20 protein-coding genes are annotated in these 26,713 nt (G+C 69.5%); 16 read left to right on the top strand and 4 right to left on the bottom strand.

Going from position 1 to position 26,713, the window contains the following annotated elements:
• The first annotated feature begins 34 nt into the window (after positions 1–34).
• Positions 35–2,005, top strand: a complete 1,971-nt coding sequence (locus ACIOJD_RS20355; protein ID WP_401915356.1) for an ATP-dependent DNA helicase — start codon at positions 35–37, stop codon at positions 2,003–2,005.
• 154 nt (positions 2,006–2,159) lie between these two features.
• Here ACIOJD_RS20355 and lexA read toward each other — a convergent pair whose 3' ends face one another.
• A complete protein-coding gene (gene lexA, locus ACIOJD_RS20350; RefSeq protein ID WP_401884364.1) occupies positions 2,160–2,945 on the bottom strand; it encodes a transcriptional repressor LexA in 786 nt (261 codons plus the stop codon).
• Between the two features lie 496 nt (positions 2,946–3,441).
• On the opposite strand from lexA, the gene nrdR reads away from it, so the two are divergent.
• Positions 3,442–3,951: a transcriptional regulator NrdR gene (gene nrdR / locus ACIOJD_RS20345; protein ID WP_401915353.1), complete on the top strand. Its 510-nt coding sequence runs from the start codon at positions 3,442–3,444 to the stop codon at positions 3,949–3,951.
• Positions 3,952–4,094: 143 nt separating this feature from the next.
• Entirely contained in the window at positions 4,095–7,004 is a 2,910-nt protein-coding gene (locus ACIOJD_RS20340) for a vitamin B12-dependent ribonucleotide reductase (RefSeq protein WP_401915351.1), read from the top strand.
• A gap of 113 nt (positions 7,005–7,117) precedes the next feature.
• Here the strand turns inward: ACIOJD_RS20340 and ACIOJD_RS20335 are convergent, their stop codons facing one another.
• Positions 7,118–7,645: a TerD family protein gene (locus ACIOJD_RS20335; protein ID WP_401915348.1), complete on the bottom strand. Its 528-nt coding sequence runs from the start codon at positions 7,643–7,645 to the stop codon at positions 7,118–7,120.
• Between the two features lie 245 nt (positions 7,646–7,890).
• Between ACIOJD_RS20335 and ACIOJD_RS20330 the strand changes: the two genes are divergently transcribed.
• From ACIOJD_RS20330 to ACIOJD_RS20310, 5 genes are all read left to right on the top strand, one after another.
• Positions 7,891–8,496, top strand: a complete 606-nt coding sequence (locus tag ACIOJD_RS20330) for a YdbC family protein (RefSeq protein ID WP_401915347.1) — start codon at positions 7,891–7,893, stop codon at positions 8,494–8,496.
• Between the two features lie 33 nt (positions 8,497–8,529).
• A complete protein-coding gene (locus ACIOJD_RS20325) occupies positions 8,530–9,192 on the top strand; it encodes a histidine phosphatase family protein (RefSeq protein ID WP_401915344.1) in 663 nt (220 codons plus the stop codon).
• Between the two features lie 111 nt (positions 9,193–9,303).
• On the top strand, positions 9,304–10,170 hold the full coding sequence (locus tag ACIOJD_RS20320; RefSeq protein ID WP_401915581.1) for an ADP-ribosylglycohydrolase family protein: 867 nt from the start codon (positions 9,304–9,306) through the stop codon (positions 10,168–10,170).
• A 226-nt stretch (positions 10,171–10,396) separates the two neighbouring features.
• The gene (locus ACIOJD_RS20315) at positions 10,397–11,107 is read left to right on the top strand and encodes a ribonuclease HII (protein WP_401915341.1); all 711 of its coding nucleotides are present in this window, start codon (positions 10,397–10,399) and stop codon (positions 11,105–11,107) included.
• Positions 11,108–11,225: 118 nt separating this feature from the next.
• Positions 11,226–11,864 (top strand): hypothetical protein, encoded by a 639-nt coding sequence (locus ACIOJD_RS20310; RefSeq protein WP_401915338.1) that lies wholly within the window; start codon positions 11,226–11,228, stop codon positions 11,862–11,864.
• A 123-nt stretch (positions 11,865–11,987) separates the two neighbouring features.
• On the opposite strand, the gene ACIOJD_RS20305 is transcribed toward ACIOJD_RS20310, so the two are convergent.
• A complete protein-coding gene (locus tag ACIOJD_RS20305; protein ID WP_401915335.1) occupies positions 11,988–12,617 on the bottom strand; it encodes a hypothetical protein in 630 nt (209 codons plus the stop codon).
• Positions 12,618–13,046: 429 nt separating this feature from the next.
• Between ACIOJD_RS20305 and ACIOJD_RS20300 the strand changes: the two genes are divergently transcribed.
• From ACIOJD_RS20300 to ACIOJD_RS20270, 7 genes are all read left to right on the top strand, one after another.
• On the top strand, positions 13,047–15,206 hold the full coding sequence (locus tag ACIOJD_RS20300) for a RecQ family ATP-dependent DNA helicase (protein WP_401915332.1): 2,160 nt from the start codon (positions 13,047–13,049) through the stop codon (positions 15,204–15,206).
• A gap of 269 nt (positions 15,207–15,475) precedes the next feature.
• Positions 15,476–16,750, top strand: a complete 1,275-nt coding sequence (locus ACIOJD_RS20295; protein WP_401915329.1) for a DUF4192 domain-containing protein — start codon at positions 15,476–15,478, stop codon at positions 16,748–16,750.
• 182 nt (positions 16,751–16,932) lie between these two features.
• Complete coding sequence (locus tag ACIOJD_RS20290; RefSeq protein ID WP_401915326.1) at positions 16,933–17,697, top strand: NUDIX domain-containing protein; 765 nt, start codon at positions 16,933–16,935, stop codon at positions 17,695–17,697.
• Positions 17,698–17,931: 234 nt separating this feature from the next.
• A complete protein-coding gene (locus tag ACIOJD_RS20285) occupies positions 17,932–19,710 on the top strand; it encodes an ATP-binding cassette domain-containing protein (protein WP_401915323.1) in 1,779 nt (592 codons plus the stop codon).
• A 160-nt stretch (positions 19,711–19,870) separates the two neighbouring features.
• Complete coding sequence (locus ACIOJD_RS20280) at positions 19,871–20,758, top strand: FadR/GntR family transcriptional regulator (protein WP_401915320.1); 888 nt, start codon at positions 19,871–19,873, stop codon at positions 20,756–20,758.
• Positions 20,759–21,098: 340 nt separating this feature from the next.
• Positions 21,099–22,649, top strand: coding sequence for an RNA polymerase sigma factor (locus ACIOJD_RS20275; RefSeq protein WP_401915318.1), 1,551 nt, complete (start codon positions 21,099–21,101; stop codon positions 22,647–22,649).
• Between the two features lie 216 nt (positions 22,650–22,865).
• Positions 22,866–23,714, top strand: coding sequence for a S1 family peptidase (locus ACIOJD_RS20270; protein WP_401915316.1), 849 nt, complete (start codon positions 22,866–22,868; stop codon positions 23,712–23,714).
• Between the two features lie 86 nt (positions 23,715–23,800).
• On the opposite strand, the gene ACIOJD_RS20265 is transcribed toward ACIOJD_RS20270, so the two are convergent.
• Entirely contained in the window at positions 23,801–24,031 is a 231-nt protein-coding gene (locus tag ACIOJD_RS20265; protein WP_401884342.1) for a hypothetical protein, read from the bottom strand.
• Positions 24,032–24,479: 448 nt separating this feature from the next.
• Between ACIOJD_RS20265 and ACIOJD_RS20260 the strand changes: the two genes are divergently transcribed.
• Complete coding sequence (locus ACIOJD_RS20260) at positions 24,480–26,606, top strand: type IIA DNA topoisomerase subunit B (protein WP_401915313.1); 2,127 nt, start codon at positions 24,480–24,482, stop codon at positions 26,604–26,606.
• The last annotated feature ends 107 nt before the right edge of the window (positions 26,607–26,713 follow it).

Below are 26,713 nucleotides of genomic sequence, written 5' to 3'. Positions count from 1 at the left end.
CGCTGTCAGTGCTGCCCCTTAGGCTGGTCGGGCTATGACGAAGCCATCACTTCCCGAGCTCCTCCACGCCGCCGTCAGCTCTGTCGGCGGCGTGGAGCGGCCAGGCCAGGTCGCGATGGCCGAGGCCGTCGCCGAGGCCATCGACACCCCGTCCCATCTGCTCGCCCAGGCCGGTACGGGCACCGGTAAGTCCCTGGGCTATCTGGTGCCTGCCCTGGCGCACGGAGAGCGGGTCGTGGTGGCCACGGCGACCCTGGCGTTGCAGCGCCAGCTCGTGGAGCGGGACCTTCCGCGTACGGTCGACGCCCTGCACCCCCTGCTGCGCAGGCGTCCTGAGTACGCCATGCTCAAGGGCCGGTCCAACTACCTGTGTCTGCACCGGCTGCACGAGGGCGTGCCGCAGGACGAGGAGGACGGTCTCTTCGACCAGTTCGAGGCGGCGGCGCCGACCAGCCGGCTGGGCCAGGACCTGCTGCGGATGCGGGACTGGTCGGACGACACGGAGACCGGCGACCGCGACGACCTGACACCCGGTGTCTCCGACCGGGCCTGGTCCCAGGTCTCCGTCTCGTCCCGGGAGTGCCTCGGGGCGTCGAAGTGCGCTTACGGAGCGGAGTGCTTCGCCGAGATGGCGCGCGAGCGCGCCAAGCTCGCGGATGTCGTGGTGACCAACCACGCGCTCCTCGCGATCGACGCGATCGAGGGCGCCCCGGTGCTTCCGCAGCACGAGGTGCTGATCGTGGACGAGGCCCATGAGCTGGTCTCACGGGTCACGGGGGTCGCCACCGGCGAGCTCACCCCCGGGCAGGTCCACCGCGCCGTGCGCCGCTCGGCGAAGCTGGTGAACGAGAAGGCGGCGGACGGTCTCCAGAGCGCCGCCGAGACCTTCGAGCGGCTGATGGAGCTGGCCCTTCCCGGGCGGCTCGAAGAGATCCCCGAGGATCTCGGCTATGCCCTGATGGCGCTGCGTGACGCGGCCCGTACGGTCATCTCGGCGCTGGGCTCGACCCGCGACAAGTCCGTGCAGGACGAGGACGTCGTACGGAAGCAGGCGCTCGCCTCCGTCGAGTCCATCCACGGCGTGGCCGAGCGGATCGCCAACGGTTCCGAGTACGACGTGGTCTGGTACGAGCGGCACGACCGGTTCGGGGCGTCCCTCCGTGTGGCCCCGCTCTCCGTGTCGGGGCTGCTGCGCGAGAAGCTCTTTGCCGACCGCTCCGTCGTGCTGACCTCGGCCACGCTCAAGCTCGGCGGGGATTTCAACGGTGTGGGAGCGTCGCTCGGTCTGGCGCCGGAGGGCACGGAGGGCGATGACGTCCCCCAGTGGAAGGGCATCGACGTCGGCTCTCCCTTCGACTACCGCAAGCAGGGCATCCTCTATGTCGCCCGCCATCTGGCCACACCCGGCAGGGAGGGCTCGCGCGACGACATGATGGACGAGCTGGCGGAGCTGGTGGAGGCGGCCGGCGGGCGTACGCTCGGTCTCTTCTCCTCGATGCGGGCGGCCCAGGCCGCCGCGGAGGAGCTGCGCGGCAGGCTGGACCTGCCGATCCTGCTCCAGGGCGAGGAGACGCTCGGCGAGCTGATCAAGTCTTTCGCCGCCGATCCGAAGACATGCCTGTTCGGCACGCTCTCGCTGTGGCAGGGCGTTGATGTGCCGGGGCCGAGTTCCCAGCTGGTGGTGATGGACCGGATCCCGTTCCCCCGTCCGGACGACCCGCTGATGAGCGCGCGCCAGAAGGCGGTGGAGCAGGCGGGCGGCAATGGCTTCATGGCAGTGGCCGCGACGCATGCGGCTCTGCTGATGGCCCAGGGCGCCGGACGGCTGGTGCGGGCGAGCGGCGACCGGGGGGTCGTGGCCGTACTGGACCCGAGGCTGGCCACCGCTCGGTACGGCGGCTTTCTGCGGACCTCACTGCCTGATTTCTGGTACACGACGGACCGTAATCAGGTACGTCGGTCTCTCGCGGCGATCGACGCCAAGGCGCAGGCCGACGGCCAGTAGCCCTCGACACGGTCTGTGGTCCCACGCACGCTCGGGGGTGCCACACGCGGTCAAGGGGCAGTGGCATCACAGGCAGTCAGCGCCCCCTACGCAAAAAGTCGCGGTACACGGAATTCCGGTGTGTACCGCAACTGTCTGCCAGGGGGACCGCTCTTCAGACGCGGCGCAGAACCGCCACCACCTTGCCGAGGATCGTCGCCTCGTCGCCGGGGATCGGCTGGTACGCGGAGTTGTGCGGGAGCAGCCAGACATGGCCGTCCTCGCGCCGGAATCGCTTGACGGTGGCCTCGCCGTCCAGCATCGCGGCCACGATGTCACCGTTCTCCGCGACGGGCTGGCGGCGGACGGTGACCCAGTCACCGTCACAGATCGCGGCCTCGATCATCGAGTCACCCACGACCTTCAGGACGAACAGCTCTCCGTCACCCACCAGTTGGCGGGGGAGCGGGAAGACGTCCTCGACGGACTCCTCCGCCAGGATCGGCCCACCGGCCGCGATCCGGCCGACCAGCGGGACGTAGGAGGCGGCGGGCTTCCCGGTCGTGTCCGTCTGCTGGGTGCTGGGCTGGTCCGAACCCCGGACCTCGTATGCCCTCGGCCGGTGCGGGTCCCGGCGCAGGAAGCCCTTGCGCTCCAGGGCCATCAGTTGGTGGGCGACCGACGAGGTGCTGGACAGGCCCACGGCCTGGCCGATCTCCCGCATGGACGGCGGGTACCCACGCCGCTGGACGGAATCGCGGATGACCTCGATGACCCTCCGCTGCCGGTCCGTGAGGCCCGAACTGTCCGCCCTGATTCCAGGAGGTCGGCCGGGCAGCGAGCGGCCGGGCTTGGGCCCCTCCGGGTTCGTGGCTGCGTCATTCATGGCATGCACCGGCTCGAGTCGGCTCTGGGAGCGGTCCTGGGCAGTGATGGTGGCGCTGTCTGCGGTGGTGGTCACGTCGGGCCCCTCTCGAAATGTTCTCCCTGGCTGGACAACGGTAGTAGCTTTCGAAAGGTTGCGCCAAACACACGTTCGAGTGAAAAATCGTAGAGTGTCTGCCGCAAGCGGCTGGCTGGGTGTATGGGCAGGAGCCGGGAGAGCGGGGCGGGAGTGGCCCGTCGCGGTACGGTCCGGGCGTCGCGCCACGGCGTTGTGGTGCCGGGTCCAGTCTTCCACCGGTCGGCCCGTGATCCCGGCCGCCGCGCCCTTCCCGTACCCTCGTGGCCGGTCCCCGCGGCCCTGCCGGCCACCTCCCCGACATGCGACACGCGTCGGGGCTTAGGATGCAGCCAAACCCCAGATCTAGTGGTTGGATTGCCGCAGCCTCCCAGAAGTTGTGGTCCCCGGTCTCTGGTGACCCAAGCCATCGCCTATGCTGGGGAGTGCTTCGAGGGGTTCTTTCCGGGCCCTGACGAGGCTATTTCGTCGCGCTGTGAAGGAGGGGTTGGGAACCATGCACTGTCCCTTCTGCAGGCACCCCGACAGCCGTGTCGTCGACAGTCGTACCACCGACGACGGAACGTCGATCCGCCGCCGTCGGCAGTGCCCCGACTGTGCCCGCCGTTTCACAACGGTGGAGACGGCCTCGCTGATGGTGATCAAGCGCAGCGGCGTGACCGAACCCTTCAGCCGTACCAAGGTCATCTCCGGTGTGCGCAAGGCGTGCCAGGGACGGCCGGTCACCGAGGACGCCCTCGCCAAGCTCGGCCAGCGGGTCGAGGAGGCGGTGCGCGCCACCGGGAGCGCCGAGCTGACCACCCACGACGTGGGGCTGGCCATACTCGGCCCACTGCAGGAACTCGACCTCGTCGCGTACCTGCGCTTCGCATCCGTGTACCGGGCGTTCGACTCGCTCGAAGACTTCGAGGCCGCCATCGCGGAACTGCGCGAGCGGCCCCCCTCAGAGGAATGCGGCGCCGACGGGACCCAAGGGGTCCCCGTGCCCGCCACCACCGCGGACTGACCGGCCGCCCCGGCCCGGCCGCTCCGCGGTGATCAAGACCTGTCACGGGCGCCTTCGGCGCGCCCGGGGCATCAGACACACACCCTGTGCCACGGGAAGAACATGGCACTTCAGGGCGTTTTTGTACGTATATGGGAGGCGGCATGACAGAGACGGCGAGCGGTCCGGCACGAGGTTCCCGAGCCAAGGGGACCAAGGCCAGCAAGGGGCTGCGCATCGAGCGGATCCACACCTCCCCCGGCGTGCATCCGTACGACGAGGTGGCCTGGGAGCTCCGTGACGTCGTCATGACCAATTGGCGCGACGGCTCGGTCAACTTCGAGCAGCGTGGCGTCGAGTTCCCCGACTTCTGGTCGCTGAACGCGGTCAACATCGTTACCAGCAAGTACTTCCGTGGTGCGGTCGGCACTCCGCAGCGCGAGACCGGTCTGAAGCAGCTCATCGACCGGATCGTGAAGACCTACCGCAAGGCCGGCGAGGACCACCACTACTTCGCCTCGCCCGCCGACGCCGAGATCTTCGAGCACGAGCTGGCGTACGCCCTCCTGCACCAGGTCTTCAGCTTCAACTCGCCGGTGTGGTTCAACGTCGGCACGCCCCAGCCGCAGCAGGTCTCGGCCTGCTTCATCCTGGCCGTCGACGACTCGATGGACTCGATCCTCGACTGGTACAAGGAAGAGGGCATGATCTTCAAGGGCGGGTCGGGCGCGGGCCTGAACCTCTCCCGGATCCGCTCCTCCAAGGAGCTGCTCTCCTCCGGAGGCAACGCCTCCGGACCGGTCTCCTTCATGCGCGGTGCCGACGCCTCCGCCGGAACCATCAAGTCGGGTGGCGCCACGCGCCGCGCGGCGAAGATGGTCATCCTCGATGTCGATCACCCCGACATCGAGGACTTCATCCAGACCAAGGTGAAGGAAGAGGAGAAGATCCGCGCCCTGCGCGACGCGGGCTTCGACATGGACCTGGGCGGCGACGACATCACGTCCGTCCAGTACCAGAACGCCAACAACTCGGTCCGGGTGAACGACGAGTTCATGAAGGCCGTCGAGGCCGGCGGCAAGTTCGGGCTGCGCGCCCGGATGACCGGCGACGTCATCGAAGAGGTCGAGGCCAAGTCCCTCTTCCGCAAGATGGCCGAGGCGGCCTGGGCCTGCGCCGACCCGGGCATCCAGTACGACGACACCATCAACCGCTGGCACACCTGCCCCGAGTCCGGCCGGATCAACGGCTCGAACCCGTGCAGTGAGTACATGCACCTGGACAACACCTCGTGCAACCTTGCCTCCCTGAACCTGATGAAGTTCCTCAAGGACGACGACAAGGGCAACCAGTCCTTCGAGGCCGAGCGCTTCGCCAAGGTCGTCGAGCTGGTCATCACGGCGATGGACATCTCCATCTGCTTCGCGGACTTCCCGACGCGGAAGATCGGTGAGAACACCCGCGCCTTCCGCCAGCTCGGCATCGGCTACGCCAACCTCGGCGCCCTGCTGATGGCCACGGGGCACGCGTACGACTCCGACGGCGGCCGCAGCCTCGCCGGCGCCATCACCTCGCTGATGACGGGCACGTCGTACCGCCGCTCCGCCGAACTGGCCGCGGTGGTCGGCCCGTACGACGGCTACGCCCGCAACGCCGAGCCGCACAAGCGCGTCATGAAGCAGCACTCCGACGCCAACGGCACGGCCGTCCGCGTCGACGACCTGGACAGCCCGGTGTGGGCCGCCGCCACGGAGACCTGGCAGGACGTTCTCCGCCTCGGTGAGAAGAACGGATTCCGCAACGCCCAGGCATCGGTCATCGCGCCCACCGGCACCATCGGTCTCGCGATGTCCTGCGACACCACCGGCCTGGAGCCCGACCTCGCCCTGGTCAAGTTCAAGAAGCTGGTCGGCGGCGGCTCGATGCAGATCGTCAACGGCACGGTTCCGCAGGCGCTGCGCCGCCTCGGCTACCAGGCGGAGCAGGTCGAGGCGATCGTCGAGCACATCGCCGAGCACGGCAATGTGGTGGACGCCCCCGCGCTGAAGACCGAGCACTACGAGGTCTTCGACTGCGCGATGGGTGACCGCTCCATCTCCGCCATGGGCCATGTCCGCATGATGGCGGCCATCCAGCCCTGGATCAGCGGTGCGCTGTCCAAGACCGTGAACCTCCCGGAGAGCGCCACGGTCGAGGACGTCGAAGAGGTCTACTTCGAGGCGTGGAAGCTGGGCGTCAAGGCGCTCGCCATCTACCGCGACAACTGCAAGGTCGGCCAGCCCCTCTCGGCCAAGAAGAAGGACGGGGAGAAGGTCGCGGAAAAGGTCGCGGAGAAGGCCGAGGAGGCCATCCGCGAGGCGGTCGAGAAGGTCATCGAGTACCGACCGGTCCGCAAGCGCCTGCCCAAGGGGCGTCCCGGTCTGACCACTTCGTTCACGGTGGGCGGCGCCGAGGGCTACATGACCGCCAATTCCTACCCCGACGACGGTCTCGGCGAGGTCTTCCTCAAGATGTCCAAGCAGGGTTCGACCCTCGCGGGGATGATGGACGCCTTCTCGATCGCCGTCTCGGTCGGGCTCCAGTACGGGGTTCCCCTGGAGACCTACGTCTCCAAGTTCACCAACATGCGCTTCGAGCCGGCCGGTATGACGGACGACCCGGACGTACGGATGGCGCAGTCGATCGTCGACTACATCTTCCGCCGTCTCGCGCTGGACTTCCTGCCCTTCGAGACCCGCTCCGCCCTTGGGATCCACTCCGCGGAGGAGCGCCAGCGTCACCTGGACACCGGTTCGTACGAGCCGTCCCCGGGTGATGACGGTCTGGACGCCGGGAACCTGGCGGCCCAGTCCGCGGCGAGCAGGCCGGAGACGCTCAAGCCGGTGTCCTCGGCCGGCACCAAGGCGAGCGTGATCCCGGCGCCCAAGGAGGCGCGCACCTCGGCCGAGCTGGTCGAGATGCAGCTCGGCATCAGCGCCGACGCACCGCTCTGCTTCTCCTGCGGTACGAAGATGCAGCGGGCCGGGTCCTGCTACATCTGCGAGGGATGCGGCTCCACGAGCGGCTGCAGCTGACCCGTTCCACGATGACGGACGCCCGAGGGGCGGTGAGCCGAGGTGGCTCGCCGTCCCTCGGGGCGTACCGCGCTGCTTCGCGACAGGCCCCGGGGCCGCGGGCGGCCCCGGGGTCAGGCGCCGCCCATCAGGGCACCGAAGGCCTGCGGGTCGGTGTCGAATCCCCGGACGGACGTGTGGAACCGCCACGCCCCCGACGAGGGGTCCCGGGTGAACTCCGCGACGGTGGCCGCCGTGGAGCCGGAGACGCCGTCGAAGTTGACCTCCGCCAGCTCCGTGTATCCCTCCAGGATGCGGATCCCGGGATTGGTTATGTCCCCGAACGTCCGCCGGCCGTCCCGCTGCTGAATGGCCACGCCCACCACCACGCGGGTGTAGACGGGCGCCAGCCGCTCCAGCTCCAGCGTCATCTCCTCGTCGGAGCCGAACCCCTGGCCGGTCCGGCTCTGCCGGTCCAGCGTGATGGTGCCGTCCGGCGACCGACTGTCGAAATGGACCAGATAGGCGGGCTTGCCGCTCGCGTCGTCCGCTGTGTAGGTCGCGGCGACGAGGTCGAGATCATGCGGGGTCGCGCCCAGTGGACTGGGGTCCCATTTGAGCGTGACCTCGATCTTCGCCACTCCTCTGTTGAGACTGCTCACCGGTCTTCCCCCTCTTCATAACCCTTCATGACCGGCCCGGATCTCCGAGCCTCGGACCCAAGGCTAGACCGGAGCACCGACAACACGCTCCGTGGTCGCCCCAGTTGATGTCACCTTGGCCGATAGTCGCCTTGGCCCGTGACGCGTTCGGTGCCGTCGTGGCGATCATCGTGCGGGCTGATCCGGGGCTGATCCGGGCTGTTGGAGCGTGACCGGCGCCAGGTCGGGCGCCGTACGATGGCGCGGTGCTGGTCAAGTGGATTCGCTGCACCGTGGTCGACCGTCGAGGGTTCGAACGCGGACAGCGGAAATGGGCGGGGTTGCTCGGTGAGCCGGGATTCCGGGGGCAGAGCGGGGGATGGAGCAGGGCGAGGCCGGGCGTGGCGCATGTTTTCACGTTCTGGGAGAGCCGTGCGTTCTACGACTCGTTCATGGCCCGCTCCCACGACCGGCTGGCCGCCTCGCAGTCGGGGACGTTCAAGGACAGTCAGGTCAAGCTGTTCGACTACCGCTTCGATGTGAAGACCGGCTTCGAGCCGCGGTTCACCGACGCGGATGTGGTCAGGGTCGCGCACTGCAAAGTGCGTGAGGACCGGGTCGAGCACTTCGCGCTGATGCAGGAGAAGGTGTGGAATCCCGCGATGGCGGGGTCGCCCGGGATGGTGCGCGGGCTGTTCGGTGAGGCGCCGGGAAACGAGTTCATCGTCTTGTCGATGTGGCAGTCTGCCGCCGAGCACGGAAAGTACCGGGTCGAACGGGTGGAGCGGCTGACCCTACGAGCCCAGACCGCCGCGGATGTGGCGGCGCTGGCCGGGGCAGTCGTCGATCTTGAACCGTCCTGGACGGTCTGAAACCGTTCTTCCGAACTGTTCTAGGGTCGTGGCATGGCAGCACGACCGCGGCGCATTGTCCTTGTCCGGCACGGCGAGTCGGAAGGGAACGCAGACGACACGGTGTACGAGCGGGAACCCGACCACGCCCTGGGGCTCACGAAGACCGGCTACCGGCAGGCCGAGGAGACCGGGGTACGGCTGCGCGAGCTGTTCGACCGTGAGCCGGTCAGCGTCTTCGTGTCCCCGTACCGCCGCACCCATGAGACGTTCCGCGCCTTCGGCCTCGACCCGGATCTCGTACGGATACGGGAGGAGCCGCGGCTGCGCGAGCAGGACTGGGGCAACTGGCAGGACCGGGAGGACGTACGGCTCCAGAAGGCCTACCGCGACGCGTACGGGCACTTCTTCTACCGCTTCGCGCAGGGGGAGTCGGGCGCGGACGTGTACGACCGGGTCGGCGCGTTTCTGGAGTCGCTGCACCGGAGCTTCCAGGCGCCCGACTCTCCGGAGAACGTACTGATCGTGACCCACGGACTGACCATGCGGCTGTTCTGCATGCGGTGGTTCCACTGGTCGGTCGCGGAGTTCGAATCGCTGTCGAATCCCGGCAACGCGGAGACACGGACTCTGCTGCTCGGTCCGGACGGCCGGTACACCCTGGACAGACCGTTCGAGCGCTGGCGTACCCCCGAGCCGTACGGCCGTACCGGATAAGCTGATAAGGCGATGACCGCTGACTCCACACCTGACCGGTATCTCCAGGCAGTCGACCGGACGCTCGATCGAAACCCCGACCGAGAGGTCGACCGTCGTTTCGAACGTGCCATGGCCAGCCTGCGCGGACTGGCCGTGGGGGACGCCCTGGGCTCCCAGTTCTTCGTACCGTCGAATTATCCGCTGCTGAAGCGCCGAGAGCTGCCGCCCGTCCCCTGGCAGTGGACCGACGACACCGAGATGGCCGCGTCGGTCGTGGCCGTACTGGCCGCGCACGGGCGTATCGATCAGGACGCGCTCGCGTCTTCCTTCTCCGAGCGCCATGACTTCGACCGGGGCTACGGCCCCGCCGTGAACCGGATGCTCCGGCTGATCCGGGAGGGTGGCGACTGGCGTGAGCTGGCCGCCGGGCTCTTCAACGGCCAGGGCTCCTGGGGCAACGGAGCCGCGATGCGGATCGCACCGCTCGGCGCCTGGTACGCCTCCGATCCGGAGCAGGCAACGCACCAGGCAGAGATCTCCGCGTACACCACCCATCAGCACCGCGAGGCCGTGGTGGGCGCCATGGCCGTGGCGGCGGCCGCCGCCCTGGTCGCGGCCCCGGCGGGGCCGCCCACTCCCGAGGCCTTGATCGAGGGAGTCCTGGCGCTGGTGCCGAGCAGCGCGGTGGGTGCCGGGCTGCGGCGGGCGGGGGACATGCTCGACTACGACGACGCGGGCACGGTCGCCGCCGTGCTCGGCTGCGGGCGCCGGACCAGCGCGCACGACACCGTGCCGTTCGCTCTCTGGTCGGCGGCGCGTGCGCTCGGTGACTTCGAGCGGGGCTTCTGGGCCACGGCCCGGGTGGGTGGCGATGTCGACACGACCTGTGCCATCGCCGGGGGAGTGGTCGCCGCGTCCGAGGCAGGGGCGCCGCCGGCGCACTGGCTGGAGCGGACGGAAGCGCTGCCGGACTGGCTGCCGACGACTGCTCCGTAGCCAGCTGATCGGTTCAGCCCTTCAGAGGCTCAACGGTTCAGAAGCTCAACGGCTCCTCGGTTCAACTGTTCTCCGGCTGAACTGTTCTGCGGCTCAGCCGCTCTCCTTCTCAACAGATCATCCGCTGAAAAGGAGAGCGGCCGGGACGACCGATCGGGCCGGTGTGAGAGAGCGCCGGTACCCGGTCTGTCGGGCCGCGTCCGGGCGGCGTAACCTTGCTGATGCCATGCCGTACGAACCACCCACGCACACCGTCGAGCGCTCGCTCCGTGCTACTACCGACGCCAGAATCATTGCCGGTGTCGACGAAGTCGGGCGCGGAGCGTGGGCCGGTCCGGTCACGGTCTGCGCCGCCGTCACCGGACTGCGCAGACCCCCGGCGGGGCTCACCGACTCCAAGCTGATCAGCCCCAAGCGCCGTACGGAGCTGGCCGGTGAGCTTGAGGGGTGGGTCACCTCGTACGCTCTCGGGCACGCCTCCCCGGAGGAGATCGACATCCTCGGGATGACAGCGGCGCTCAGACTCGCCGCCGTACGTGCCCTGGAGGCGCTGCCGGTACGGCCCGACGCGGTGATCCTGGACGGCAAGCACGACTATCTCGGGGAGCCCTGGCAGGTGCGTACGGTCATCAAGGGCGACCAGTCCTGCGTTTCGGTGGCGGCCGCCTCGGTGCTCGCCAAGGTGCGCAGGGACGCGATGATGGCCCAACTGGGCGTGGACACCGAGGAGTACGTTCCGTTCGCCTTCGGCGCCAATGCCGGCTATCCCTCGCCGGTGCACAAGGCGGCGCTCAAGGAGTGGGGACCGACAGCGCATCACCGGCTCTCGTGGTCCTATCTCGACGCGCTGCCCCAGTGGCGGCACCTCAAGAAGGTCCGCGTCTCCCCGGAGGCCGCCGAGATGGAAAGCGGGGGCCAGCTCGGCTTCGATTTCTGACCCGTCCGACCCCTGGATCCCCGATGACCTCCGCCTGTCCGCCCCCGGGCGCGGGCGAGGGCGCGAAGGCGCCCACCCGCCGATGCTTTTCGCACCGGTGTTTGATAGACAGTCAGTCATGCCTCTCATCCCTCAGGAGCCTCAGATTCACGAGAGAGCCCAGGGTCCCAGCGCCGCGCCGGCCACCGGCCGTACCGCGCCGACCCCTCGTCCTGTACCCGGTCCGCGCCCCGTCCCCGGGCCGCGCTCCGCGTCAGCACCGCGTCCCGGTCGTCCGGGTCCCGGTCCCGCGAGGCCCGCGCCGCCGGCGCAGCGCTCGCAGAGCCCCGCCGGGAAGCCCCAGGCTCCCCGGTCCACCACTCCTCCCGTCCCTCAGATACAGCTGATCCCGGCTTCGGCGGACGGGGCGCTCGACGCCGCCGATGAGGCGATCGACCTGCTGCTCGACGCGGGCCGGGCGCCGGGCGACATCCTGGTGCTCACCACCGGTGAGCAGCACCCCTGGGCGGCCCATGAGCTGTCCTTCGGCGAGAGCGCGTACTGGGCTCAGCACGACGCCGGCGACGATGTGTTCTTCGCCGACGCCGACGCTGTCGCCCGTGCGCGGTCCCGGCCCATCGTGGTCGTCGTCGTCAACGGCGGCGACGACGACGCCGTCGCCCGCGCACTGCCCCTGGCCCGGGAGCGGGCCGCCACGCTGCTTGTCGTGTGCGGTGACTCCGAGCGGGTCGACGCCGTGCTCGGCGCGGGCGTCTGAACCGTGCGACAGCCATAGGGCAGTCGCACATGCGAAAGCGTGTGTGCGTCGGATCCCGGCCGTGACCCGGCTGCCCCTCAGGGGGGTGGCCGGGCCGCTGTGGTCCTCCGGCTGTTCAGCCGCTCACCGGGCGGCCGTGCGGCGCAGTACCTCCACCGCGCCGCCACCACTGCGCAGCGGTGACGGGTCGGTGTCGGCCACCGTCTCCGACAGAGTCGCGGGCGGGGACGAGGAACTGGGACGACGGCCCCCGCGGCCTTCCCCCAGCACCTGCCAGCCACCGCGCGTGAGCGTGATGTACGCGCCGCACCGCAGTCCGTGCAGGGTGCACGCGTCCCGAAGCCCCCACATCCAGGCCCCGTCCTCCTGCGTCCAGCGTTCGTCGCCGTCGCGGCAGTAGAGCAGCACCGCTGTGCGTACGGGCGTGCGGCGGCGCAGATCGTGCGGGACGACGCGGCGCAGATGTGCCAGCAGCGCGTTACGGAACTCCCAGCCGTCCACCGGCACCGCACGCGGGACGAAGGAGGCGCTGGCGGAGAGCCGTTCCTCATGATCGAGTACGGCCACCACGGCGGTCCCCGGTGCCGGCCGGTGCCGGCTGTGCAGACCGCTGACGACTTCGCGGGGATCGCGCAGCAGCGGTATGCCCGCGGCCGCCCATTCGGCGGGTTCGAGCATCCTGGCGAGGTGGCTGACGGAGTCGGCCGGGGTAGTGATCGAAGTGGCTGCGGACGGAGCGAATCCGAAGGTCACGGTCCTCCCTTCGCATACGCGCCCACAGTGCGGGCAAGGTCGGATGGGGGCGCGCCGCGGCACAGCCTTCGCGGACCATTGTCGGACCGTGCGGGGGCAGTTCCAATTCTCGCTGCCGTACGGGCGTGCGGCAACGAGCAATTGACGTGGTCGGGCGGAATGCGCGGATATGACACTCATATCCCTGCCCAAAAGGGCTCGGCTGATGCCTCGTGTCACGCCTGAACGCCAAGGACCAGGGGAAACATCCCCGCTGCGCTCGAGTTGGGGCCGGCCGCACGAGGTCGCGGCGACGACTGCGACCGGCCACGGCGAGCCCGGTCGGCCATCTCCGTGCGCGGCTCGGCGCGTGGCCGGCGAACTGTCCGCGACCTGCGGTGACGTTGAGTGAAGTAGCTTATTGTCAGTGCTATCGGGTTGCATGGAGACATGGACAACCTGGAGCTCCGCGCTGAAGCCGATGCCATCCTCGCTGAGCTCGTCGGTGCCCCCGGCGGTTCGGCGCGGCTGCGGGAGGACCAGTGGCAGGCGGTGGCGGCTCTGGTGCGGGAGCGCCGACGTGCGCTGGTGGTGCAGCGGACCGGCTGGGGCAAGTCGGCGGTGTACTTCGTCGCCACCGCCCTGCTGCGGCGCCGTGGCTCCGGCCCGACGGTGATCATCTCTCCGCTGCTGGCGCTGATGCGCAACCAGGTCGAGTCGGCGGCGCGCGCCGGTATCCGGGCGCGCACCATCAACTCGGCCAACCCGGAGGAGTGGGACACCATCTACGAGGAGGTCGAGCGCGGCGAGACCGACGTTCTCCTCGTCAGTCCGGAACGCCTCAACTCCGTGGACTTTCGCGATCAGGTGCTGCCCAAGCTCGCGGCCACGACCGGTCTGCTCGTGGTGGACGAGGCGCACTGCATTTCCGACTGGGGTCATGACTTCCGGCCGGACTACCGCCGGTTGCGGGCGATGCTGGCCGAGCTTCCCGCCGGTGTGCCGGTGCTGGCCACCACCGCGACCGCCAACGCGCGCGTCACCGCCGATGTGGCCGAGCAGTTGGGTACCGGCGCCGGCGAGGCCCTGGTGCTGCGCGGCCCGCTGGAGCGGGAAAGCCTGCGGCTTGGAGTGGTCCAACTGCCGGATGCCGCGCACCGCCTGGCCTGGCTCGCCGAGCACCTGGACGAGTTGCCGGGCTCCGGGATCATCTACACCCTCACTGTCGCCGCGGCCGAGGAGGCCACCGCCTTTCTGCGGCAGCGCGGCTTCCGCGTGGCCTCGTACACGGGAAAGACGGAGAACGCCGACCGGCTGCAGGCCGAGATCGACCTGCAGGAGAACAAGGTCAAGGCGCTGGTCGCCACTTCGGCGCTGGGCATGGGCTACGACAAGCCGGACCTGGGCTTCGTGGTGCATCTCGGCTCGCCGTCCTCGCCGATCGCCTACTACCAGCAGGTGGGCCGTGCGGGGCGCGGTGTGGCCCACGCCGATGTGCTGCTGCTGCCGGGCAAGGAGGACGAGGCGATCTGGCGTTACTTCGCCGATACCGCTTTCCCGCCCGAGACACAGGTCCGCCAGACCCTCTCGGCTCTCACGGACGCGGGTCGGGCGCTGTCCGTACCGGCTCTGGAGGCGGCGGTGGATCTCCGGCGCAGCCGACTGGAGTCGATGCTGAAGGTGCTGGACGTCGACGGCGCGGTCAAGCGCGTGAAAGGCGGCTGGACGGCCACGGGAGCCGAGTGGGTGTACGAGGCTGAACGCTACGCGTGGGTGGCGCGGCAGCGGGCGGCCGAGCAGCAGGCCATGCGCGATTACGTGAGCACGTCCCAGTGCCGGATGGAGTTCCTGCGGCGGCAGTTGGACGACGAGGGTGCGGCCCCCTGCGGCCGTTGCGACAACTGCGCGGGAGCCTGGACCGATTCCGCGGTCTCGGCGGAGACGCTGACAGGTGCGACGAAGGAACTGGACCGCCCGGGAGTGGAGATCGAGCCCCGCCGGATGTGGCCGACCGGGATGCCCGCACTGGGCATCGACCTCAAGGGGCGTATCCCGGCCAAGGACCAGTGCTCCACCGGGCGCGCCCTGGGACGGCTCTCGGACATCGGCTGGGGCAACCGACTGCGCCCACTGCTGGCCGACAACGCGCCCGACGGGCCAGTCCCCGACGATGTCCTGCAAGCCGCGGTGGCGGTGCTCGCCGACTGGGCCCGCTCTCCGGGGGGCTGGGCGACGAATGCCCCAGATGCCTCTGCCCGGCCGGTAGGAGTCGTCGCCGTACCGTCCCTGGCCCGCCCGCAATTGGTCGGTTCCCTCGCCCAGGGAATCGCGGCCGTCGGCCGCCTCCCCTTCCTGGGCACACTGACGTACACCGGGCCGAGCGGCGCCCACGCGGCACGACGCAGCAACTCCGCCCAACGCCTCAAGGCACTGTCCGGCACCTTCACCGTCCCAGAGGAACTGGCAGCCGCCCTGGCCGCCTCTCCCGGGCCCGTACTGCTCGTGGACGACTCCACCGACTCCGGCTGGACCCTCGCGGTCGCTGCCCGACTGCTCCGTCAGGCAGGGAGCGAACGGGTGCTTCCGTTGGTCCTCGCCGCGGCCGGCTGAGCGCGGGTCCCGCGGGGGCGTCGCCGCGCGGACACCATGGGGCCGTAAGCCATGGTGGTCGGCGCGGATGCCGTTCACCGATTGACGGAGGGAACCCGAGGCGGGCGAGGACGAATGTCGGTCGATGCCCGGAGTCCCGGCGCGGTCTTCGTTGGTCATGCCCCCATGCAAGCCGATGGCTCCGACAATGCGTGAAGACGGCCGTCGACCTGTGGATAACGTTATCCACAGGGGTCGCGGGATCGGTCTCGGCGCGGGACGGTCGAGTCATGAACAAGCATCACGAACCGACCGGATCCGCCGACGAGCAGCAGATCACCCTGCGCAGTCCCGCGGAACTCGCCGACGCTCTCCCGTACTTGCTCGGGTTCCACCCCACCGACTCCGTCGTCATGGTCGCGCTCCACGGCGACCGAGGACGTTTCGGCGGGCGGCTCAGGCTGGGAATCCCGAGTTCGCCGCGGGAGTGGCCACCGGTGGCCGAGCAACTCGCCGAGTGTCTGATCGAAGGGAGCGAGAGGCGCGGCTCCCGGCCCGACGGCATCGTCGCCTTCCTCTGCCAGGACCCGGCGGACGGGGAGACGGGCCGACAGGTGATGGAGCGGCTGCGTCCGCTCGCGCAGCGGCTGCGCACCGCGTGCGGGAGTCTCGACGTGCCCGTGCATGAAGTGCTCTGTATCTCCGACGGCCGATTCTGGTCCTACTGCTGTCCCGACGTCCGCTGCTGTCCGCCGGAGGGGACCGGGCTGGCCATGGCCGGGACGTCGGTGATGGCCGCGGCTGCCACCTACGCGGGTGTCCGGGTGCGGGGATCGCTACGGGAGATGGAGGCACGGCTGGAGCCCTGGCGGAGCCCGGCCGCGGACGAGCAGGCGCGGGCCCTGGACGACGCGGGAGCCGCCCTCGTGCCCAGGATCCTGGCCGGCGGAAGCCGGGAGCAGGTCGGCAGGGAGACCCTGCGGCTCGCGCGCGAGCTCATCAAACGGCTGGGTGACGCATCGGGCGCGGGCGACCCCGACACGGACACCGAGGACGACCGGCTCATCGGCCATGACGAGGCGGCCGCCGTCATCCTCGGCCTCCAGGACAGGGAGACACGGGATCGCGCGGCGGAGTGGATGGAAGGCCCGGTGGCGGCACCGGCGTTACGGCTGTGGCGTGCCCTTTCACGGCGCTGCGTCGGCCCGTACGCGGAGCACGCCACGGCTCCGCTGACCCTGGCCGGCTGGGTGGCCTGGTCCACGGGTGACGAGCCCAGTGCCCGGGTTGCCCTGGGACTCGCCCTGCGGCTCGACCCTCAGTACGTCTTCGCTCAGCTGCTCCACCAGGCCTGCAACGAAGGACTGGACCCCGAGACGCTGCGCCACTGTCTGCGCAAGGAGCGTGGCGCCCGGGAACCGGGCGGGCGGCCCAAGCCCCGCGCGGTGCGCCCGCCCACAGGCCGCAAGGCCCTGCCGCCGAAAGTGCCGCGCCCCGGTACGACGGCCGCGCGCGATCGGGGCGTCCGGCGGACCGGCCGGCGCGGCACCAGGAGCGGGCGATGACGTCCGTGCCCCGGTCACTCGCGTAACGGACGGCCGACCCGCCCACCCCGACCGGGGCGCGGGACCCACGGGGAATCCGGGTCGGCGGACCGGCGCGCGAAGATCACGACGATGGCCGAGAAGTGGATGGCGAGGATGACGGAAGGAGTGTTTATCGTCAGGCAGACGACTATGATCACGGCATGTCGCCCTACGACCCGTCGGCCTACCCGGCTTTTGCTGTCACCGTCGATCTGGTCGTGCTGACCGTGCGCCGCCACGCGCTCTGCGCGCTGGTCGTACGACGGGGGGAGCCACCGTTCCAGGGGCGGTGGGCGCTGCCCGGCGGCTTCGTCCGGGGCGACGAGGATCTCGCCGGCGCGGCCGCGCGTGAGCTCACCGAGGAGACCGGACTCTGCGCGCACGATCCGCGTTCCCCGGCGCCGGGGAACGCGGCCCACCTCGAACAGCTCGCCACCTACGGAGATCCCGGGCGCGATCCCCGGATGCGGGTGGTCAGCGTGGCTCATCTGGCGCTCTCGCCCGACCTTCCCGCGCCCCGGGCGGGAGGCGACGCGAACAGTGCCCGCTGGGCCTCCGTCGTGGACCTGCTCCATCAGGAGGGCGGTTTCGCCAGGGAGGACGAGCAGCCCGCCCCGCTCGCGTTCGACCATGCGCGGATCCTCGCGGACGGGGTGGAGCGGGCCCGGTCCAAGATCGAGTACTCCTCGCTCGCCACGGCCTTCTGCCCGTCCGAGTTCACCGTCGGTGAACTGCGCAGGGTGTACGAGGCGGTGTGGGGCGTGGTACTCGATCCCCGTAACTTCCACCGCAAGGTGACGGGCACTCCGGGATTTCTGGTTCCGTCCGGGGGGACCACCACCCGGCAGGGCGGCCGGCCCGCCCAGTTGTTCCGGGCGGGCGGGGCGACCGTGCTCAATCCGCCGATGCTGCGGCCCGAGGTCTGACCGGTCTCCACGCCGGACGAACTCCCCGACGCCGGAAGCACCGGAGGAATTGGAGGAATCAGAAGGCCGGAAGGATCGGCGGGACCGAAGAATCAGAAGGCCGGAAGCACTCGGGACGTCCGGACATCCAACACCCAGACGTCCGACCCTCCCTTGCAAGTCCGACATGTCGCGTTATCTTGCTGCGGTACCCGCCCGGCCGCCGAGCGGTCTCACCTCCCCGCGAGAGAAGCGATGCTCCAGGCCATCGGACTGACCAGCACCCCCCGTCGAGACCTCACACCCGCCGTGGACGATCTGACCTTCGAGGCCCGGCCGGGTTCTGTCACGGCGCTGCTCGGTGCCGAGGGCGCGGGCAAGACCACCGTGCTCCGGCTGATGCTCGAACTCGAACCCGGCCGTGGTGTCACGTACTTCCGTGGCCGCCAACTCCATCGTCTCTCCCATCCGGCCCGCGAGATCGGGGTGCTCCTCGGCGATGTGCCCGGCCATCCCGCGCGCACCGCCCGGGGGCAGCTCCGGATGCTCTGCGCAGCCGCGGGCGTCCCCGCCGCCCGCGCCGACGAACTCCTCGACATCGTGGGCCTGAGCAGTATCCGCGGTGAGCGCCTCGGTGCGCTCTCGGCCGGTATGGACCGCAGACTCGGGCTCGCCGCCGCGCTGTTGGGCGACCCGCACACTCTCCTGCTCGACGCACCCTCCGCGGGGCTCTCGTCCCGCGAGAACAGCTGGCTGTTCGGGCTGCTGCGTACCCATGCCGATCATGGCGGCACAGTCCTGTACACCACCACCGATCCCAAGGAGGCCGCCAGGACCGCCGACCATGTCGTCACCATCGACGCGGGCCGCCTCGTCGCCGACCAGGACGGATTCGAGTTTGCCCGGACCAGGCTGCGCCCCCGCGTCGCGGTCAGGACGCCACACGCCGCACGCCTCGCCGACGCGCTGAGCCGCGAGGCCAGGGCGGGCAGGCGCTCCGTCGAAGTGGTCGCCGAGGCGGGCAGCAGGCTCACGGTCTACGGCAGCAGCTGCCCGGAGATCGGCGAAACCGCCTTCCGGCACGGCGTGCTGGTCCATCAACTCGCCGATGAGGTCGGCGATGCCGGCCCCGTCTGCGCGCAGGCGCCCGCGCCTGGCCTCGTGCCCGCCCCAGCCGCGGCTCCCGAGGCGAAGCCCCGGCCGGTCCGGGCAATGGCCCACGACCGGAGGCCGCTCGCGTCGCCGCCCTTGTCGCGTCCGGTCAGCAGCCCGTACTGGCCGGTGCGTTACGAACTCCGCCGCATGCTCGGCGTCCCCGTGACGTCACTGGTCGTGGCCGCCGTCCTGATCGCCTCGGTGGCTCTCGCCGTGCCCCTCGCCCGTACCGGCAGGACCCCGCTGCCCGAACTGCTCGCTGCCTGGCCCGCGCTCCTGCCCCTGCCGCCCGCTGCCCTCGGTGCGGGACTGCTCGGCGCGCTCTCGTTCGGCGACGAGTTCCGTTATCCCGCTCTCGCCGGGGCGCGGGGAACGGTTCCTCGTCGCCTCGGCCTCCTGCTCGCCAAGCTCACCGTGACGGCGGGCGCGGCCCTGCTGCTCGCGCTCCTGGCGGTGGCGGCGGACGCCGCCGCGCTGCGTCTTGTGTACGGTGCCGCCGCCGTCCCCGTACCGGCCAACTGGTCCGAGCTGACAGCAGGTTGGGCCGGGCTCGCCATCGGTTGCGCCTGGGCCGGGCTGCTGGGCGCCGGGGTCTTCCGGATCACCGTCGCCGGAATGGCCGCGGTCGTCGCCGTACCGACCCTGGTCGTACCCCTTCTGCAGAAGGGGCTTGCCGGTCCGTCCGCGCGTTCGGTCGTCGGACTCCCGGGCAGGCTCCGCGAGCTGGCCTGGCTGGAGTGGCCCCATCAGGCCGATCGCTGGCTGCTGGCCACGGCCAGACTCGTCGCCCAACCGGTCGCCGCGGCCCTGACGTTGTCACTGTCGGTCCTGCTCTGCGCATATCTGTTCACCGGCCTTCGCCGTAGGGCTCGTTGGTGACCGGGGAACGACCGGAGCGTGCCATCCTGTCCGCAACTCCCCTGAAAAAGCCCGCTTCTTTCCGATAAGGCGTCAATCGAGGGGTGAGCGCCGATCACCCTTTCGTGTGCTTTTCACCAAAGACCTCAAGGGTGATGGAAGCAACGCCGACAAAGGATGCGTGAGTACCCTTGCGCACACCATGATGACCGCCGCCCGCTCCGTCGAGAACGGCCTCGCCGACTCGGGCGAACTCGACCGCTACCCCTTCGCGGAGGCGCCCGTCGCCGACCGCATGGCCGCCCCCGTCTGGGACGGCGCAGACACCGATCTGGGCCGGGTGGGGCGGCGTACGACAAGCAGCCGTGGCCGCGGGCTCCACGGCCAACTCGTCCAACAGCTCGGTCAGATGATCGTCTCCGGAGACCTGGGTGCCGACCGGCCGCTCGTGCCCGAGGAGATCGGTCAGCGCTTCGAGGTCTCCCGCACGGTGGTGCGGGAGTCGTTGCGGGTGCTCGAGGCCAAGGGCCTCGTGAGTGCCCGGCCCAATGTCGGTACCCGGGTCCGTCCGGTGAGCGACTGGAATCTGCTGGACCCGGACATCATCGAATGGCGTGCTTTCGGGCCGCAGCGCGACGACCAGCGCCGCGAGCTGAGCGAGCTGCGCTGGACGATCGAGCCCCTCGCCGCGCGCCTGGCCGCCGGCCATGGCCGGGCGGACGCTCAGCAGCGACTTTCGGACATGGTGGGGATCATGGGGCATGCCCTTACGCAGGGTGACGCGATCACCTTTGCGAGGGCGGACGTCGAATATCACTCCCTGCTGATCCAGCTCGCGGGCAATCGCATGCTGGAGCACCTTTCGGGGATCGTCTCGGCGGCCCTCCAGGTCTCCGGCGGTCCGGTCACCGGATGCGACCGTCCCACCGATGCCTCGCTGGCCCACCATGCACGGATCGTCGACGCCCTTGCCACGGGCGACGCGCCCGCCGCGGAATCGGCCATGCGTCAATTGCTCACCGTGCAGCCGGAAGTGGAGCGCGTCGTCCCCGCACCGCGCGAGCACTGAACGCTGTCCCATGTCAGGGCGTACGGGGATGTACGCATCGTGTGTCGCCGGGCCCGCCGGGTCCGGCGACACGATTGTGGGCCTTTAGGGCCCACTCTGTAGGCTTTGCCGCATATGGGGTGTGACTCGGGCCACGTGGATTGGGCGTAACACTCTTCGAGGCAGTGCGATGACCTAAGAGGTGACAGCCGAGGAGGGAATACGACCGCCGCACGTGGCGCTGTATTCATCCCCGAGGTCCAACCCGCGCCGTCGGCGACATCCCCAGCCGCCGGTCGTCGGCTCAGGCCCGATCATGGGCGGAGCCGGAAGCCGTTTCCATCGTTCCGAGAGGTTGTTCGTGTCGGCCAGCACATCCCGTACGCTCCCGCCGGAGATCGCCGAGTCCGAGTCTGTGATGGCGCTCATCGAGCGGGGAAAGGCTGATGGGCAGATCGCCGGCGATGACGTGCGTCGAGCCTTCGAGGCCGACCAGATTCCGCCAACCCAGTGGAAGAATGTTCTGCGCAGCCTCAACCAGATCCTCGAGGAAGAGGGTGTGACGCTGATGGTCAGTGCCGCGGAGTCGCCGAAGCGCACCCGCAAGAGCGTCGCAGCGAAGAGCCCGGTAAAGCGCACCGCCACCAAGACTGTCGCGGCCAAGACGACCACGACCAAGACCGTCGCGGCCGCCACGGCCGCTCCGACGGCAGAGACCGTGGACGCCGCGGCCGACGATTCCGTCGCGCCCGCGAAGAAGGCGGCCGCGAAGAAGACCGTCGCCAAGAAGGCGGCGGTCAAGAAGACGGTCGCCAAGAAGGCGACGGCCAAGAAGACCGTGGGCAAGAAGGACGCCGACGAGATCATCGAAGGCGAAGAGCCGGCGGACGAGGTCCAGGGCGTCAAGGGTGACGAGGAGGAGCCCGAGGGCGAGAACAAGGGCTTCGTCCTCTCCGACGACGACGAGGACGACGCGCCGGCCCAGCAGGTCGCCGTCGCCGGTGCCACCGCCGACCCGGTCAAGGACTACCTGAAGCAGATCGGCAAGGTCCCGCTCCTCAACGCCGAGCAGGAGGTCGAGCTCGCCAAGCGCATCGAGGCCGGTCTCTTCGCCGAGGACAAGCTGTCCAACTCGGACAAGCTCGCGCCCAAGCTCAAACGCGAGCTGGAGATCATCGCCGAGGACGGCCGCCGCGCCAAGAACCACCTGCTGGAGGCCAACCTCCGTCTGGTCGTCTCGCTGGCCAAGCGCTACACCGGGCGCGGCATGCTCTTCCTGGACCTGATCCAGGAGGGCAACCTCGGTCTGATCCGCGCGGTCGAGAAGTTCGACTACACCAAGGGCTACAAGTTCTCCACGTACGCCACCTGGTGGATCCGTCAGGCGATCACCCGCGCCATGGCCGACCAGGCCCGCACCATCCGTATCCCGGTGCACATGGTCGAGGTCATCAACAAGCTCGCGCGCGTGCAGCGCCAGATGCTCCAGGACCTGGGCCGTGAGCCCACCCCGGAGGAGTTGGCCAAGGAACTCGACATGACCCCCGAGAAGGTCATCGAGGTCCAGAAATACGGCCGTGAGCCGATCTCGCTGCACACCCCGCTGGGCGAGGACGGCGACAGCGAGTTCGGAGACCTCATCGAGGACTCCGAGGCGGTCGTCCCGGCCGATGCCGTGAGCTTCACGCTCCTCCAGGAGCAGCTGCACTCGGTGCTCGACACGCTCTCCGAGCGTGAGGCGGGCGTGGTCTCCATGCGCTTCGGTCTCACCGACGGCCAGCCCAAGACGCTGGACGAGATCGGCAAGGTCTACGGCGTGACGCGTGAGCGTATCCGTCAGATCGAGTCGAAGACCATGTCGAAGCTGCGCCACCCGTCGCGTTCGCAGGTCCTGCGCGACTACCTCGACTAGGACTCGACCAGGACGTGTTGCGAAAGTAAGGCGAAAGCAGCGCCGTCCGCGGGACGCGCCGGGGTTTCCCCGGCCCGCTCCGGGGGCGTACGGAAGCACAGAGGAAGGCCCGGATGCCACCGTGCACCCGGGCCTTCCTCTGTGCGCCGGGTGCGGGCGCCGACCGTTTGGATGACTCTGGGTGAATCATTGCCAACCGGAGAGTCAGGAGCCTGTATGCGCCGTTCCTTTGCCCGAGTACTGGCGGGAGGGCTGGCCGTGGTCGCGGCGGGGGCCGTTCTGCCGCTTCTCGCGCCCGTTCCCGCCGCCGCCGACCGTGTGATCGTCGGTGGTGAGCCGGTGCGGGCCGCGGACAGTCCCTGGGTGGTGGCCCTGTCCAGCCGTGACCGGTTCGGCGGTACACGCGCGGGTCAGTTCTGCGGAGGCGTGGTGGTGGCGCCGACGAAAGTGCTGACCGCCGCGCACTGCATGGGCCGGGACGTCCTCGGAGCGGCTCCCGAAAAAGTCACTGACCTGCTGGTCATCGCGGGCCGTGACCGGCTGCGCGGCAGCGGCGGGCGCGAGGTCGCAGTGCGGTCCGTCCGCGTGCACCCCGCGTACGATCCGGGCACCAACGCATCGGATCTGGCCGTACTGACGCTGTCGCGGGCACTGCCCAAGGGGTACGCGATCGGCCCGGCGGAGGCAGGGGATCCCGCGTCCGAGCCGGGCGCCGACGCGACGGTCTACGGCTGGGGCGACACCACGGGGGAGGGGGACTACGCCGGTGCGCTGCGCTCCGCGCGTGTGTCGGTCCTGGCGGACTCCCACTGCGAGCGGGCGTACTCGGGCGGCTCAGCGGGCCGCTACGAGGCCTCCACGATGCTCTGTGCGGGCGATCCCGAGGGCAGGCATGACGCATGCCAGGGAGACAGCGGCGGGCCGCTGGTGGCCCAGGGACGGCTGATCGGGCTGGTCTCCTGGGGGAGCGGCTGCGGACGCGCGGACAGTCCGGGGGTCTACACCCGGATCAGCATGGCCGTGGGGCCGGTCGCGGAGGCGGTCGGGGCGCACGCCCCACGATGACGAGAACGGGCGGCCACTCCGCGGTGCGGGTGGTCGCCCGTCGGCCGGTACGGGACCGGCCCCTGGCTCGTCGTGGATGCGAGGTGTCAGTGCTCCTCTTCACCGCCGCCGGCCGGTACGGCCGTCAGTCGGTCGGTCTCATCCTGTATTTCCGCGGCGATCTTCTTGAGTTCTGGCTCGAACTTGCGACCGTGGTGGGCGCAGAAGAGCAGGTCACCACCGCTGGACAGGACGACGCGCAGATAAGCCTGGGCGCCGCAGCGGTCGCAGCGGTCAGCCGCCGTCAGCGGGCTCGCGGGGGTCAGAACAGTAGTCACGTCGCCTCTTCTCTAGCTCGACGAGCTGTCGTACCAGGGTCAACATCCAACCAGGCCGAAAACGTTCCCGCTCACGGCTTTTTCTCGAAACTTCTTTTCCGAGCCGGCTGGCTGCTGGCGGTTGGCGGCGAATGGGCCGTATTGCTGCGCTGGGCTCTGCTCTACGGGTTTCGCGTTGCTTGTCTTGGGGGCCTGTCCTCACCGGCTGGCTTGCCGGTTGTTGATGAGGACGTGCCCGGAGCCTAAATGGTTCATGCCTGGAAGGGAACGTGATGTGTGCGTCACTCCCCCGAGGGATCGAACACCTATACGACCTTCGACTAGCATGAGAATTCACGTGGGTGGCGTGACAACGGCTCTACCAGGCCTCTGTACCCTCTGACCGGTGACAGACGCCGGGCCCTTACCCCACGGGGCCCCATCCCAAATTCAGCGAGGAGCGAACCGCGTGACCGCCGATACGTCCGTGCCGTCCAGTGCGCTGTTGACCGCAGACCGTGACGGTTCCAACTACACCGCGCGGCACCTGCTCGTCCTTGAGGGGCTCGAAGCGGTCCGCAAGCGCCCCGGAATGTACATCGGCTCGACCGACAGCCGCGGCCTGATGCACTGCCTCTGGGAGATCATCGACAACTCCGTCGACGAGGCCCTGGGTGGCTACTGCGACCACATCGAGGTGATCCTCCACGAGGACGGCTCGGTCGAGGTCAAGGACAACGGCCGGGGTATTCCGGTCGATGTCGAGCCCAAGACCGGCCTCTCCGGTATCGAGGTCGTGATGACCAAGCTGCACGCCGGCGGAAAGTTCGGCGGCGGCTCGTACGCCGCGTCGGGCGGTCTGCACGGCGTGGGCGCCTCCGTCGTCAACGCCCTCTCCGCCCGGCTGGACGTCGAGGTGGACCGTAACAGCGCCACCCACTCGATCAGCTTCCGGCGCGGTGTCCCCGGAATGTTCACCGAGCAGGGCCCCGACGCCCCCTTCGACCCGGCGAACGGGCCGCTCAAGGGCAAGCGGGTGCCCAAGACGCGCACCGGCACGCGTGTCCGGTACTGGGCCGACCGGCAGATCTTCCTCAAGGACGCCAGGCTCTCCCTGGACACGCTCCACCAGCGCGCCCGCCAGACCGCCTTCCTCGTCCCCGGCCTGACCATCGTCGTCAGGGACGAGCGGGCCGCCGGTGAGAGCGAGGGCAACGGCACGGTCGAGGAGACCTTCCGCTTCGACGGCGGCATCAGCGAGTTCTGCGAGTACCTGGCGCAGGACAAGGCCGTCTGCGACGTGCTGCGGCTCACCGGAAGCGGCACCTTCAAGGAGACCGTGCCGGTCCTGGACGACCGCGGGCACATGACTCCCACAGAGGTCACCCGCGAACTCGGTGTCGATGTCGCCCTGCGCTGGGGCACCGGGTACGACACCTCCGTCAAATCCTTCGTGAACATCATCGCCACCCCCAAGGGCGGCACCCATGTGAGCGGATTCGAGCGTTCTCTGACCAAGACGGTCAACGAGGTGCTGCGCTCGGCCAAGATGCTGCGCGTCGCCGAGGACGACGTCGTCAAGGACGACGCCCTGGAGGGCCTGACCGCCGTGGTCACCGTGCGGCTCGCCGAGCCGCAGTTCGAGGGCCAGACCAAGGAGGTCCTCGGTACGTCCGCGGCCAACCGCATCGTCTCCAATGTCGTCGCCAAGGAGCTCAAGGCCTTCCTGACCTCGACGAAGCGCGATGCCAAGGCACAGGCCCGCGCCGTCCTGGAGAAGGCCGTCGCCGCCGCCCGTACGCGCATCGCGGCCCGCCAGCACAAGGAGGCGCAGCGCAGGAAGACGGCCCTGGAGTCCTCCTCGCTGCCGGCCAAGCTGGCCGACTGCCGCAGTGACGACGTGGACCGCAGTGAGCTGTTCATCGTGGAGGGGGACTCCGCGCTCGGTACGGCCAAACTGGCCCGGAACAGCGAGTTCCAGGCGCTGCTCCCGATCCGCGGCAAGATCCTCAATGTCCAGAAGGCCTCCGTGTCGGACATGCTCAAGAACGCCGAGTGCGGGGCGATCATCCAGGTCATAGGGGCGGGCTCGGGCCGGACCTTCGACATCGACGCCGCCCGCTACGGAAAGATCGTGCTCCTGGTCGACGCCGATGTCGACGGGGCTCACATCCGCATCCTGCTGCTCACGCTCTTCCAGCGCTACATGCGGCCGATGGTGGAGGCGGGCCGGGTCTTCGCCGCCGTACCGCCGCTCCACCGGATCGAGCTGGTGCAGCCCAAGAAGGGCCAGGACAAGTACGTGTACACGTACTCGGACAACGAGCTGCGGCAGACGCTGCTGGAGTACCAGCGCAAGAACATCCGGTTCAAGGACTCCATCCAGCGGTACAAGGGTCTCGGCGAGATGGACGCCGACCAGCTGGCGGAGACCACGATGGACCCGCGCCACCGCACCCTGCGGCGGATCAACATCGGTGACCTCGAATCGTCCGAGCAGATCTTCGACCTGCTGATGGGCAATGAAGTGGCGCCGCGCAAGGAGTTCATCACCAGCTCCGCGGCGACCCTGGACCGTTCGCGCATCGACGCCTGAGACCTGTCCCGGACGTCCGGACGTACGGCCTTCACCCACGGGTGGAGGCCGTACGCGCTACGCCTGTCAACGGGGCTCATCCCGCCTCCCGGGACAACCGTCACCTG

Origin of the sequence: Streptomyces sp. NPDC088116 (genome assembly GCF_044741745.1) — a bacterium.
Lineage (GTDB): Bacteria > Actinomycetota > Actinomycetes > Streptomycetales > Streptomycetaceae > Streptomyces.
Note: the sequence above shows the minus strand (reverse complement) of the source record. Positions and strands in the feature narration are given on the sequence as shown.